The organism is Marinibacterium sp. SX1 (assembly GCF_050389775.1).
Classification (GTDB): domain Bacteria; phylum Pseudomonadota; class Alphaproteobacteria; order Rhodobacterales; family Rhodobacteraceae; genus Marinibacterium.
On record NZ_CP177144.1, the window covers coordinates 1,987,832 to 2,000,793 of the forward strand.

Consider the following 12,962-nt stretch of genomic DNA (forward strand, 5'->3'; position numbering starts at 1 on the left):
GGGGCACCCCGCCGCTCCTCACGCTTTCTTTGGCAGGTCGTCGTCGATCGTCACGATCCGGCTGTCGTAGAAGAAATGGCTCTGCGCCGACAGCTCCTCGGGCAGGGCGCCCAGGCTGCGCGCGATCAGGTGCTGCGACACCACCCGCCAGCCCATGGCGTTGGTATTGTAGAGAACATCGCCACAGGCCCGGCAGAAGACCTTTTTCATCTTCAGCGCCGGATGCTGTGCCTCGACCAGCATCTCGCGGCCCCGGGTGACGCTGGCCTGGTCGCTGTCCCAGGCCGTGACCGAATGATAGGGCGTGCCCAGCAGCGTCCGGCAGGCATTGCAATGGCAATGGCCGCGCACCCGGGGCTGTCCGGTCAGGCGCAGCCCCACGGCGCCGCAGGTGCAGGTCAGGTCATGGCTCATGGTCCGGTCCCTTCGCGGTGATGGACATCAGTAATGCGGCGGGGTCTCGTCGCCAAAGACCACCCCGCCGGTGCCCTCGGCCTCGCGTTGGGCCTCGCGCTGCATCAGCATGGCCACGCGCCGGTTCAGCAGCTCGATCTCGCGTGCCTGGCCGGACACGACGTCGCTCATTTCGTCCACGCTGCGCATCAGGTGCGCCAGCTTCTCTTCCAGCGCCTGCAGGGACCTGTCCATCTTGCACCTCTCGCCCGATCACTGCCCGCCACATAGGACACCCCGCGCCGCCGTCCAAGCCATGGGAGCGGGAAAAGCGCCGCTAGGTGCGCCGGTGGGCGCGGGGGCGTAGTCGGCGGCGAAGCACGGATGGGGCACGGTATGCGGGCGGTGGGGCGGAACACGGGCGAGACAGAGACATTGGGGGCAGCGCTTGGACGCAGCCGCAACCTTCATGGGCGGTGAACGACCCGACCAGTGGGCGCCGCCGGAACTCGCGTGGGTGCGGAAAAGGGCGGGGCGGAGTGTGGGCTTCGGCGGAGCCGGGATGCAGGAGAACATGGGCGGACCCTGAGATGAGGGAGGGAACGCTCGTGGGCGCGGAAGAAGGGCGGCGGCCACGGATGTGGACCGGACATGGCCAGTCCAGAACAAGAGTTGAGGCGACGCAGGGGGCACAGGCGGAACCCGCGTTGGCGCGGAACAATGGACGGCGCGGCGCACGGGCCCAGACGGAACAGGCATGGGCGCGGAGCAAAGGCAGGGCAGAGCACGGGTCAAGGCCGGACACGGACAGAGCTGAACACGGACGAGGGCGCAACACGGCCGAGGTCTTGCGCGTCCGCTGGACGCGCGGTGGCGCCAGGCCCGGCGACGGTGCCGGGGCCGTCCGGGCCTGCAGCTTCTTTCTCTTTCCAAATATCCCGCCCCGGCCTCACCGCCTGGGCAACGCCGCAGCGCCTTGCTCCGCCCCCGCCCTTGGGCTAGACCCCGCCGCGAAAAAGGGGGAAACGACCCATGGCCAAGCCGAAGAAAATGCCCCGTCCCAAGGCGGAGACTCCGAAAGGGTTCCGCGACTATTTCGGGCCGGACGTCACCGAACGGGCAGAGATGCTGCGCACGATCGCCGGGGTCTATCATCGCTACGGCTTCGACGCGCTGGAATCGAGTGCCGTCGAGACGGTCGAGGCCCTGGGCAAGTTCCTGCCCGACGTCGACCGCCCCAACGAAGGCGTCTTTGCCTGGCAGGAAGAGGACAGCGACTGGGTCGCCCTGCGCTACGACCTGACGGCCCCGCTGGCCCGGGTCTATGCCCAGCACCGCAACGACCTGCCCACGCCCTATCGCCGCTATGCCATGGGCCCTGTCTGGCGCAACGAAAAGCCCGGTCCCGGCCGGTTCCGCCAGTTCTATCAATGTGATGCCGATACCGTCGGCACCGCCTCGATGGCCGCCGATGCCGAGATCTGCGCCATGCTCTCGGACGCCCTGGAAGAGGTCGGCATCCCGCGCGGCGATTACGTTGTGCGCGTCAACAACCGCAAGGTTCTGAACGGCGTGATGGAAGTGGCCGGCGTGCTCGACCCGTCCGACCCGGATGTCCGTGCCCACGAGCGCGGCATTGTCCTGCGCGCCATCGACAAGCTCGACCGCCTCGGCCCGGATGGTGTGCGCGCGCTGCTGGGCGAGGGGCGCAAGGATGACAGCGGCGATTTCACCGAAGGCGCCGGGCTTTCGCCCGAACAGGCCGAGATCGTCATGGGCTTTACCGAGGCCGGACGTGACACCGGCGCGGCCACCGTCGCCCGGCTGAACGAGCTGGTCAAAGGCTCGGCCACCGGCGAGGAAGGCGTGCGCGAGCTGGAACAGATCGCCGAACTGCTCGATGCCGGGGGCTATGGCGCCGACCGCATCCTGATCGATCCGTCGGTCGTGCGCGGCCTGGGCTATTACACCGGCCCGGTCTACGAGGCCGAACTGACCTTCGAGATCTTCGACGAGAAGGGCCGCAAGCGCCAGTTCGGCTCGGTTTCGGGCGGCGGGCGCTATGACGACCTGGTCAAGCGCTTCACCGGCCAGTCGGTGCCTGCCACCGGCATTTCCATCGGTGTCGACCGTCTGTTGGCCGCCCTGCATGCCAAGGGCCGGCTGACCTCGGCGTCCCAGGGGCCGGTTGTCGTGACCGTGATGGACCGCGACCGCATGGCCGATTACCAGGCCATGGTCGCCGAACTGCGTAATGCCGGCATCCGGGCCGAGGTCTACCTGGGCAACCCGAAGAATTTCGGCAACCAGCTCAAATATGCCGACCGGCGCGACAGCCCGGCGGCGGTGATCGAGGGCGCCGACGAGAAGGCGCGCGGCGTGGTGCAGGTCAAAGACCTGATCCTGGGCAAGAAAATCGCCGAGAACGCCACGCTGGAGGAATGGAAGGAACGGCCCAGCCAAGTCGAGATTCCGCGCGCCGAGCTGGTGGCGACCATCCGCAAGATCCTGGACGGGCAGGGCTGATGGCCGCCCGCGCCGAGATCCTAGCCCTGGCCGCCCGGCTGCGGTCCGGTTTCGAAGCCCAGGGCGCCCGGGCCGTCGAGACACCGATCCTGCAGCCGGCCGATGCGCTGCTGGACCTCTACGGCGAAGAGATCCGCGCCCGGGCCTATACCGCCACCGACGCCCTGCGCGGCGAGCAGATGATGCGCCCGGACTTCACCGTGCCGGTCGTGCAGATGCACATGTCGCAGGGGGCCGAGCCTGCGCGCTATACCTATGCCGGCGAGGTCTTTCGCCGGCAAGAACATGACCCGGACCGGGCCAACGAATACATCCAGGTCGGTTACGAGGTCTTTGACCGCACCGATCCGGCCGCGGCCGATGCCGAGGTCTTTGCCCTGATCGCCCAGGCGCTGGGCGGGCTGTCGCTGCGGGCGGCCACCGGCGATATCGGCATTCTCAAGGCCGCGATCCTGGGGTTGCAGACGACCGAGACGCGCAAGGCCATGCTTCTGCGCCACATCTGGCGGCCGCGCCGGTTCCGCGCCCTGCTGGACCGCTATGCCCATCCCCAGGCTCCTGCGCCGGCCCGGGCCGCGCTGTTCACGGCCGCAGATCCCTTTGCCGAAGCCGGGCCCGAAATCGGCCTGCGCTCGCGTGCGGAAATCGCCCGTCGGTTGCACGCCCTGCGTGACGATGCGGCCACCGCGCCGATCAGCCACCACGAGCTGACGATGATCGACGCGCTGCTGACCGTGCGCGAAACCGCGCCCTTCGCCCTGCAGCAGCTGCGCGACATCGCCGTCGACCTGCCGGCGATCACCCCGGCCATCGACGGGCTGGACGCCCGGTTCACGGCCCTGGCGGCCCGCGGCATCGACACCGAGAACCTCGATTTCGAAGCGGCCTACGGCCGGACCTCGATGGAATATTACGACGGCTTCGTCTTCGGGTTCTACGCCGAGGGCCGCCCCGATCTGCCCCCCGTCGCCACCGGCGGGCGGTATGATGCCCTGACCCGCGAGCTGGGGCAGGGGGCCGAGATCCCGGCTGTTGGGGCGGTGCTGCGCCCCGGCCTGATGCTCGAGCTGCAGGAGGTTTCGCGATGACCCTGAAGCTGGGCGTGCCGTCCAAGGGGCGGTTGATGGAAAAGACCTTCGACTGGTTCGACCGGGCCGGCATCCGCCTGTCGCGCTCGGGCTCCGACCGGGAATATGCCGGCATGGTCGAAGGGATCGAGGGCGTGTCGCTCGTGCTGCTGTCGGCCGGGGAGATCCCGCGCGAACTGGCTGCCGGGCGCATTCACCTGGGCGTCACGGGCACCGACCTGATCCATGAAAAGCTGGCCCGCTGGGAACAGCAGGTCGAAGAGATCCGGCCCATGGGCTTTGGCGATGCCGACCTGGTTCTGGCCGTGCCGCGCTTCTGGGTCGATGTCGACACACTCGACGATCTCGACGCCGCGGCGGCCGAATTCCGGGCGGTGCATGGCCAGCGCCTGCGGATCGCGACCAAGTACCACCGGCTGGTGCGCGAATTCCTGCGCGACGAAGGTGTGGCCGACTACATGCTGGTCGACAGCCAGGGCGCGACGGAAGGCACGGTCAAGAACGAGACCGCCGAGGCCATTGCCGACATCACCTCGACGGGCGAGACCCTGCGGGCGAACCACCTGCGCATCCTGTCGGACGGTCTGATCCTGCGCAGCCAGGCGACGCTCTGGCGCAGCCGTGTGGCCGATTACGACAATGGCGATCGTCAGGCATTGAGCGAACTCCTCGATCGGGTCGGAGGCTAGCGCAACAGGCGCCAGCCCAATTCCAGCGCGCCCAGCACTGCGCCGGCGGGCAAGGATATGACCAGGGCCAGCCAAAGGGCCCCGGCGCGGGTCGGTCGGGCGCGGGCAATGGCATGGCCATGAACGCGCTTGGGCGGTGGTCTGGTCGTTTTCATGTCGGTTGTTTACGCCGATTTAGGTTCTTGTCCGGTTAATGCCGGACATGGATTGGCAGATAACCGAATGTCCCTTGCCCGATGGCGCCCCGGTCCCGATGCAGCAGCATCCGTTCTACGGCCGGGCCTGCACGGCCATGGGCTCGCGCGTGATCACGTTGTGCACCGGCCCGCCCGAGGATCCGCTGGCCCGGGCGCAGGTCCTGTTGCGCCGCTGGCCGCTCTTCGGCGACTTTGCGCTTCTGGCCCGTGGTCCCGCCTGGGCGCCGGGCACGTCGCTGGCCACAATGCGCCAGGGCACGGAGGCGCTGGCCCGCCACCTGCGTCGCGATTGCCGAGGCGTCATGGCCACCTGCGAACCTGTCGAGGGTGTTGATCCGCTGGCTGGCGCCGGCCTCCTGCCCATGGTCACCCCGGGTGGCCAGGCCCGGCTGGCCCTGTCGGCGCCCGATGACATGCTGGCCCGCCAGCACGGCAAGTGGCGCAACCGCCTGCGCCGCGCCCAGGATGGCCCCCTGCGCGTCGATCACGCGCCCTTGCCCGACGTCGCCGACCATTGGCTTCTGCTCCGGGAAGAGGCCCAGTCTCGCCGCCGCGGCTATCGTCGCCTGCCGATCCGATTCACGCAGGCCTGGCGCCATGTCAACGGCCCTCGCGCCACGCGCCTGTTCACCGCCCGGTATGGCAAGACCCCGGTGGCGGCCATGCTCTTCCTGTTGCACGGAAAATCGGCCAGCTACCATATCGGCTGGTCAGACGAGCTGGGCCGGCAATGCCATGCCCATTCCCTGTTGCTCTGGCAGGCGGCCTGCTGGCTCCAGGCCCGCGGCTACGCCTGGCTGGATCTCGGCACGCTGGACACCGAAACCACCCCGGGCCTTGCGCGTTTCAAGCTGGGCTCCGGCGCCAGGCCGTTCCAGATAGGTACCACGTGCCTCGACGCCCCGGGCGCACGAGCGCTGGCCCGGCTCTGCGGCCACGGTCCGGTGATCACCCGCCCCACCACATCAACGCCCGCCCGGCCGCTGGAACATCTCTGACGATGCTGCTTCTTTCTCTTTCCAAATATCCCGGCCCTACACAGCGCGTCCCGCGCATGTCCCCGGGCAAGGGCGCTAGCGCACCCCGATATCGGCGAGCGCTGCGGCCAGTTTCGGTGGCAATACGTCCTCCTGGGCCCGGCCTTCGCCCAGGTCTTCGGGCGCATCTCCGGCGGCCAGGTAACGCCAGCCCTGGAACGGCCGGCGGGGCAGGGCCCGGGTGCGGATCACCTCCGGGTCCAGCACGATGGCGCAGCGGTCAATCCCGTCTTCGCCGGTCACCCGCTCCAGCCGCAGCACGCGCTGACGGCACAGGACCAGGCCCTTGAACACCCAGTAGAGCGACCCGCCGTTCAGCAACTCGGCCTCGCGCTTGGGCCACATCCGCGTGACATGGCGCGGCAGATTGTCCGGCCAGCGCCCGCGGGACGTGGCCTGCCAGGCCAGCAGGTCGTCCACCGCTTCGGCCCCGACGCAAAGCTTCACAAGATTGACGTATTTGTCCAATGGACTCGGCCCCAAGCTATCCCCTTAGTATAGTAGTGGCCAAGGATCTGAACTCAAGGTGTTGAGGTGAAGGCGCCAGTCGCGTTATCTTTGGCTTCCGCTTTCCACTGTGAATCGCCCCTCCCGAATAGACCCGGTCAAAGGAAGCCGCCGATGAGCCGTTTTGCCGCCCCCATTGCCGAACAGATCTGGGACATGAAGTACCGCTTCAAGGATGCCGATGGCAGCCCGATCGACCAGACGGTCGAGGACAGCTGGCGCCGCATCGCCCGCGACCTGGCCCGGGTGGAACAGGATCCGGCACATTGGGAAGAGCGGTTCTATGCCGCCCTGGAGGATTTCAAATACCTGCCCGCCGGCCGCATTACTGCCGGGGCGGGCACGGCCCGGGCCGTGACGCTGTTCAACTGCTTTGTCATGGGCACGATCCCCGACAGCATGGGCGGCATCTTTGAAATGCTGCGCGAGGCTGCGCTGACCATGCAGCAGGGCGGCGGAATCGGCTATGATTTCAGCACGATCCGCCCGCGCGGCGCCAATGTGACCGGGGTGGCCGCCGATGCCTCGGGCCCGCTCAGCTTCATGGATGTCTGGGACGCCATGTGCCGCACGATCATGTCGGCCGGCTCGCGCCGCGGCGCGATGATGGCCACGATGCGCTGCGATCACCCCGACATCGAGGATTTCATCACCGCCAAGTCGGATTCCGCCCGGCTGCGCATGTTCAACCTGTCGGTCCTGGTGACCGATCCCTTCCTCGAAGCCGTCAAGGCCGATGGCCCGTGGGAGCTGGTTTTCGACGGCAAGGTCTATCACACCGTCCAGGCCCGCGACCTGTGGAACCGCATCATGAAGGCGACCTATGATTACGCCGAACCGGGCGTGATCTTCATCGATCGGATCAACCAGGCCAACAACCTGGCCTATTGCGAGACCATCGCCGCGACCAACCCCTGCGGCGAACAGCCTCTGCCGCCCTACGGCGCCTGCCTGCTGGGGTCGATCAACCTGGCCCGGCTGGTCGATCAGCCCTTTGCCCCGGGCGCCACGATCGACACCGACGCGCTGACCGAGCTGGTCGCCACGGCCGTGCGCATGATGGACAACGTCGTCGATGCGTCGAAATTCCCGCTTCCGGAACAGGCGGCGGAGGCCCAGAACAAGCGCCGGATCGGCCTGGGCGTGACCGGGCTGGCCGATGCGTTGCTGATGATGGGCCTGCGCTACGGCTCGGACGAGGCAGCCCGGCAGACCGAGGATTGGCTGCATGCCATCGCACGGGCGGCCTACCTGGCCTCTGTCGACCTGGCCCGGGAAAAGGGCGCCTTCCCGCTGTTCGACGCCGAAGGTTACCTGGCCTCGGGCACCATGGCCCAGATGGATGACGACGTGCGCGAGGCCATCCGTGCTCATGGCATCCGCAATGCGCTGCTGACCTCGATCGCGCCGACCGGGACGATCAGCCTGTATGCCGGCAACGTGTCCTCGGGGATCGAGCCGGTCTTTGCCTATGCCTATACCCGCAAGGTGTTGCAGAAAGATGGATCGCGCACCGAGGAAGAGGTGGTCGATTACGCCGTCCAGCTTTGGCGCGACATGTTCGGCGATGCCCCGCTGCCCGACCATTTCGTCAATGCCCAGACCCTCGACCCGGCCGACCACGTCAAGATGCAGGCCGCAGCGCAGAAATGGGTGGATTCGTCGATTTCCAAGACGATCAACTGCCCCGAGGACATTTCCTTCGAAGCGTTCAAGGACGTCTACATGCAGGCCTGGGAAACCGGCTGCAAAGGGTGCACGACCTACCGGCCGAACGACGTGACCGGGTCGGTTTTGACGGTTGCAGAGCAAAAGCCCGCCCAGAGCGTCGAGGTCTCTGGCGATTTGAAGGGGCGTCTGACTGCCTTGATCGAGGCAAGAAACACCTCCATGCGAAAGGTGTCGCTCGATGCGGGCCTGGGCGCAGGCTATGTTCAGAGTGTCGTTTCCGGGCAGATCGAACCAACGGTCGGCAACGTGGAAAAGCTGGCGGGCGTTCTGAAGGTGTCCGTCGCAAGCCTGATCGGGGGGAGCGCGCCCGAGGTGGTTGCAACCGACAGTGCCGAACCGCTTCAGCCCCATGGCGACGTGATCTACATGTCCGAGCCGCTGGACCGTCCGCAGGCTCTGGAGGGGCAGACCTACAAGCTGAAATGGCCTGACAGCGAACACGCGATCTACATCACGATCAACGACATCATCATCGGCGGGCACCGCCGGCCTTTCGAAGTTTTCATCAATTCCAAGAACATGGAGCATTTCGCCTGGACAGTGGCGCTGACCCGCATGATCTCGGCGGTGTTCCGGCGCGGGGGCGATGTGTCCTTTGTCGTCGAGGAGCTGAAGGCGGTGTTCGACCCGCGCGGCGGGGCCTGGATGCAGGGCAAGTACATCCCGTCGATCCTGGCGGCTATCGGTGGCGTGATCGAGCGCCACATGATTGCCATCGGTTTCATCGAGGGCGAGGGCATGGGCCTGAAATCCGATCCCCAGGCCGATGTCGTCAACCTGGGCACTCCGCGAGGCCCGGCCTGCCCGAGCTGTGGCCAATACGACATGCGCATGGTCGAGGGATGCATGACCTGCGCGTCCTGCGGTCATTCGAAATGCGGGTGAGGGCGGCGGCTGGCGGAGTCAGAGAAAGCAGATGAATGCGCAAACGGAAGCATAAGTCTGCGCAAAGGGTGTCAAGGGCGAAACGTACCGCCTGGTGTCCCTGGGCTGCTCTCTGAAAGACGGTGATAGAGGCGCTGGGGCGGACGCTCCGGCGCCTTTCGCGTATGAAGGGGATGTGCGGTTCGTGGCATGAGGCGGGGATCTGGCGGAGGGCCGTTGTGCCCTCCCTGTAAGAGCCTGAGCATGGCGCAGTGGGGCTGGCTTGTGATGGTGAGACCGTGGACACGAGGTCGCTTAGAAGCAGTGGGAACTCCGATGAAGACCATTAAGCCGACGCAAGCTGTCGCTACGATCCTCAGCCGATATCAGCGTCGGAGAATTTGTCAGGTGTCCGTCACAGCAACGGACGTCTACGGCGACACCATTGCTCGCTTCTGTGGAGACGACGTTGACCTTGACCCCGTCGAACTGGGCCGCATCCATCTAAAGCGCCAGAAGGTGATTTCCGGCCGCAGACTCGTCACCCTTCTTGCCCGCCATCAGCGCGAGATCAGAGCTGAGTGACGCCTCCCGAGGGTTTCCTGGGGGACTGGGCTCAACACCAGATACGAATACACGAAGCGTCGTCGCTCTTGGGAGCGAATGGTTTGCTTCAAGGGGTCATAGTCACCGCTCACGTCCGGCACAGTATGTTGAACTGCCCTGGCTCCAATGGCGGGAAGTAGTCGTTTGCCGCGGCCTGCACCATTGGCCGCTAATCGAAATCAAAATAGGTAGTTGCCACCGTCGGCATTTCCTCTCTCCCATTAACCAGGAGCTAGCCTTCGAGCATAGGGTCAGCTCCTCCCACAATGGCAGCTTTCAGATCCCGGTCACACTCTGTTGGCTTGCATCGACCTCAGTAGTGCGCGGAGCGCTTCTGGCAACTGCCTGCGGCTGGGATAGTAAAGGTGGAACGCCGGGCCCATGGACGACCACTCCGGCAAAACGTGCAGCAGCTCGCCGGTTTCCAATTCGGTCCGGACCCGATCTTCCAGCGTGTAGCAGATTGCCCCGCCGCCTTTCGCGATCTCCAGTGACAGGATCGTTTCAATGACGATGACTGACCAGTCGAGAGACAGTTCGACCTCTTCGTTGCCGCGCTCCAATTCCCAGTTGTAGATCCGGCCGGTCCCCATGCGCAGCCCGATGCAGCGATGGTTCTTCAGGTCGTTGGGATGGGTAAGGGGCGGTGCCGAGGCGAGATACTCCGGCGAGGCCACAGCCAGCCAGCGCAGCTCGGGGCCGATCGGCAAGGCGATCATGTCCTCAGGCACGGTGCCGCCGTAGCGGATGCCCGCGTCGTAGCCTTCCTGCACGATGTCGATGACGTGGTCGTTGATCTCGACCTCGACCCTGACTTCGGGAAACTGCCGCATGTACCCCGCAAGGATCGGCGCCAGCACAAGCCGTGCGGCATCCGTCGGCACGTTGATCCGCAGGTTGCCTGCGGGACGATCCCGGTAGCGGTTGAGGCCTTCCAACCCACCCTCGATGGCGTCGAGACCCGCCTGCACATGTGACAGAAGCTCCCGCCCCGCATGCGTCAGGGTCACGCTGCGATTGGTCCGGTTGAACAGGCGCACGCCCTGGCGTGCCTCCAGCCCGCGCATGGCATGGCTGAGCGCGGAAGGCGAAAGATCCAGCTCGGCCGCAGCCTTCCGAAACCCGCCCGTCTCGGCGATGGTGCGGAAGAGATTGAGATCGCCAAGGTCAGTGCGGTTGAGGGTCATCGGTGCTCCTTTGACGCTCACATAACACGTTTTGTGTTTAGTTTCACTCATCACTGCGTGCAGCTTTGCTTGCCTTATCGTGCCTCTGTCGTGCCGCTATCTGCTGCCCAAAGGCAAGACAGGAGGCCCCGCATGCAGATCGCCATCGCTCAATTCGTCCTCGCCCTTGGCGGGCTGTTCCTCGGCACGGCCGAGTTCGCGGCCATGGGGCTGCTGCCCTCGATCGCCGAAACCTTTGAGGTGGACGTGCCGACGGCGGGTCATCTGGTGAGCCTCTATGCCATCGGGGTCGTGGTCGGCGCACCGCTGCTGACGGTCGTCACGGCGCGCATGGAAAAGCGCAAGCTGCTCATGGGCCTTGCCGTGCTGATCGTGCTGGGCAACGCCGGCTCGGCACTGGCGGCGAGCTTTGGCCAGATCGGCGTGGCACGCTTTGTCGCCGGGCTGCCGCACGGGGCCTATTACGGGACGGCGGGGCTGGTGGCCGCCTCGCTGGTGGCGCGCGAAAAGCGCACGCAGGCCATTGGCCATGTCATGCTGGGCCTTGCCGCCGCGAATGTGGCGGGCGTGCCGCTGGTGACCTGGATGGGGCAGGTCTTTGGCTGGCGCTCGGCCTTCGGGCTGGTGGCGGCAGGCGGTGTGCTGCTGGTCTTCCTGCTGCCGCTGGTGGTCCCTACGCGGCCCGCAGAAAAGGACGCCTCGCCGCGGTCCGAACTCTCGGCCTTCGGCTCGCTTCAGGTCTGGCTGACGCTGGCGACGGCGGCGATCGGCTTTGGCGGCATGTTCGCGGTCTACAGCTACATCACCCCGACTCTGACCGAGGTCACGGGGATCGCCGAGGCCCGCGTGCCGTGGATGTTGGCGCTCTGGGGGCTCGGGATGGTCGTGGGCAATACGCTCGGCGGCTGGCTGGCTGACCGGTCGCTGACCGGTGCGATCCTGGGGTTCTTCGCTTGGACGGTGGTGACGCTGGCGCTCTTTGGCGCGGTGGCGGCCAATGTCTGGCTGGCGGGGCTGGCGCTGTTCCTCGTGGGCATCGGGTTCGCGCTGGTCCCGGCGTTGCAGGCCCGGTTGCTGGACGCGGCCCCACGCGCACAGTCACTGGCCTCGGCCATGAACCACTCGACCTTCAACCTCTCGAATGCCATCGGCGCCTGGACCGGTGGGCTTGCGATCTCGGCGGGCCTCGGCTGGGCCTCGACGGGCTACGTCGGCGCGGCGCTGGCGGTGGCCGGGCTCTGCATCTTTACCTTCGCGCTGGAACTTCAACGAAAGGACTGATCCATGACACGCATGCAAGACATCATCGCCCCCGGGAATGCTGCCGTCATCACCGGCGCGGCGAAGGGCATCGGGGCCGCCATCGCCGAAGACCTCGCCGCACGTGGCATGGAACTGGCGCTGTTCGACCGTGACGCCGAGGCGCTTGATGCGCTCGCAGACCGCCTGAACACCGACGTGCTGACGGTGACCGGCGACGTGTCCAAGCGCGAGAATTGCGAAAACCTGCATGGCGCGGTGACCGACCGCTTCGGCGTACCGCAGCTGCTGATCAACAATGCAGGCATGATGCGCCGTCCGGGTCCGTGGTCTTCGCCTGAAGAGTGGCGCGAGGTGCTGGACGTGAACTTCACCTCTACCCTGAGGATGCAGCACCTCTTCGTGCCGGACATGATCGCCGGCGACCAGCCCGGCGCCATCGTCAACCTCGGCTCCAAGGAGGGCATCACGACCCCGCCCGGCCAGGCCGCGTATTCCGTCGCCAAGGCAGGCATCAAAGTGCTGACCGAGCAGCTGGAGCACGAGCTGCGCAACGCCACCGACGGCCGTCTTTCAGCGCACCTGCTGGTGCCGGGCTACACCTACACGCCCATGAATTTCCCCGAGGCACAGCCCGGTGACAAGAAGCCCGACGCCCCGTGGTCCGCTGAACAGATGGTCGATTACTTCATGGCGCGTCTGCTGAACGGCGACTTCTACATCCTGTGCCCCGACAACGAGGTGACGCCCGCGATGGACGCGAAACGCATCCGCTGGGCCGCCGAGGACATGGTGCGCAATCGCCCGGCGCTGTCGCGCTGGCACCCCGATTACAAGGAGGATTTCGCCCAATGGATGAAATCGTGAAACCCCACGC

Annotated in this window: 13 protein-coding genes; 8 read left to right on the forward strand and 5 right to left on the reverse strand. The window is 66.3% G+C overall.

What is annotated here, in order from left to right:
* Positions 1 to 18: 18 nt before the first annotated feature.
* Together ACK3BB_RS08785 and ACK3BB_RS08790 are read right to left on the reverse strand one after the other, a co-directional pair.
* The gene (locus ACK3BB_RS08785) at positions 19 to 414 is read right to left on the reverse strand and encodes a GFA family protein (protein WP_428928346.1); all 396 of its coding nucleotides are present in this window, start codon (positions 412 to 414) and stop codon (positions 19 to 21) included.
* Positions 415 to 441: 27 nt separating this feature from the next.
* Positions 442 to 636: a SlyX family protein gene (locus tag ACK3BB_RS08790; protein ID WP_428928704.1), complete on the reverse strand. Its 195-nt coding sequence runs from the start codon at positions 634 to 636 to the stop codon at positions 442 to 444.
* 789 nt (positions 637 to 1,425) lie between these two features.
* On the opposite strand from ACK3BB_RS08790, the gene hisS reads away from it, so the two are divergent.
* From hisS to hisG, 3 genes are read left to right on the forward strand one after another with little or no spacing between them, the layout of a single operon-like run.
* On the forward strand, positions 1,426 to 2,919 hold the full coding sequence (hisS, locus tag ACK3BB_RS08795) for a histidine--tRNA ligase (protein ID WP_428928347.1): 1,494 nt from the start codon (positions 1,426 to 1,428) through the stop codon (positions 2,917 to 2,919).
* A complete protein-coding gene (locus tag ACK3BB_RS08800) occupies positions 2,919 to 4,007 on the forward strand; it encodes an ATP phosphoribosyltransferase regulatory subunit (protein WP_428928348.1) in 1,089 nt (362 codons plus the stop codon). Before hisS ends, ACK3BB_RS08800 begins: the two co-directional genes overlap by 1 nt.
* Complete coding sequence (gene hisG, locus ACK3BB_RS08805) at positions 4,004 to 4,696, forward strand: ATP phosphoribosyltransferase (protein WP_428928349.1); 693 nt, start codon at positions 4,004 to 4,006, stop codon at positions 4,694 to 4,696. Before ACK3BB_RS08800 ends, hisG begins: the two co-directional genes overlap by 4 nt.
* Here hisG and ACK3BB_RS08810 read toward each other — a convergent pair.
* Positions 4,693 to 4,851: a hypothetical protein gene (locus ACK3BB_RS08810; protein ID WP_428928350.1), complete on the reverse strand. Its 159-nt coding sequence runs from the start codon at positions 4,849 to 4,851 to the stop codon at positions 4,693 to 4,695. The two genes, hisG and ACK3BB_RS08810, sit on opposite strands and share 4 nt — an antisense overlap.
* Before the next feature lie 47 nt (positions 4,852 to 4,898).
* On the opposite strand from ACK3BB_RS08810, the gene ACK3BB_RS08815 reads away from it, so the two are divergent.
* Complete coding sequence (locus tag ACK3BB_RS08815) at positions 4,899 to 5,891, forward strand: GNAT family N-acetyltransferase (protein WP_428928351.1); 993 nt, start codon at positions 4,899 to 4,901, stop codon at positions 5,889 to 5,891.
* A 75-nt stretch (positions 5,892 to 5,966) separates the two neighbouring features.
* Here the strand turns inward: ACK3BB_RS08815 and ACK3BB_RS08820 are convergent, their stop codons facing one another.
* The gene (locus ACK3BB_RS08820; RefSeq protein WP_428928352.1) at positions 5,967 to 6,398 is read right to left on the reverse strand and encodes a DUF1489 family protein; all 432 of its coding nucleotides are present in this window, start codon (positions 6,396 to 6,398) and stop codon (positions 5,967 to 5,969) included.
* Positions 6,399 to 6,551: 153 nt separating this feature from the next.
* Here ACK3BB_RS08820 and ACK3BB_RS08825 point away from each other — a divergent pair, with 153 nt between their 5' ends.
* Positions 6,552 to 9,053, forward strand: coding sequence for an adenosylcobalamin-dependent ribonucleoside-diphosphate reductase (locus ACK3BB_RS08825; RefSeq protein WP_428928353.1), 2,502 nt, complete (start codon positions 6,552 to 6,554; stop codon positions 9,051 to 9,053).
* 315 nt (positions 9,054 to 9,368) lie between these two features.
* On the forward strand, positions 9,369 to 9,617 hold the full coding sequence (locus ACK3BB_RS08830) for a hypothetical protein (protein ID WP_428928354.1): 249 nt from the start codon (positions 9,369 to 9,371) through the stop codon (positions 9,615 to 9,617).
* Between the two features lie 308 nt (positions 9,618 to 9,925).
* Here ACK3BB_RS08830 and ACK3BB_RS08835 read toward each other — a convergent pair whose 3' ends face one another.
* A complete protein-coding gene (locus ACK3BB_RS08835) occupies positions 9,926 to 10,825 on the reverse strand; it encodes a LysR family transcriptional regulator (RefSeq protein ID WP_428928355.1) in 900 nt (299 codons plus the stop codon).
* Between the two features lie 132 nt (positions 10,826 to 10,957).
* On the opposite strand from ACK3BB_RS08835, the gene ACK3BB_RS08840 reads away from it, so the two are divergent.
* The gene (locus tag ACK3BB_RS08840; RefSeq protein ID WP_428928356.1) at positions 10,958 to 12,106 is read left to right on the forward strand and encodes an MFS transporter; all 1,149 of its coding nucleotides are present in this window, start codon (positions 10,958 to 10,960) and stop codon (positions 12,104 to 12,106) included.
* 12 nt (positions 12,107 to 12,118) lie between these two features.
* Complete coding sequence (locus tag ACK3BB_RS08845; RefSeq protein ID WP_428928357.1) at positions 12,119 to 12,952, forward strand: SDR family NAD(P)-dependent oxidoreductase; 834 nt, start codon at positions 12,119 to 12,121, stop codon at positions 12,950 to 12,952.
* Positions 12,953 to 12,962 lie beyond the last annotated feature (10 nt).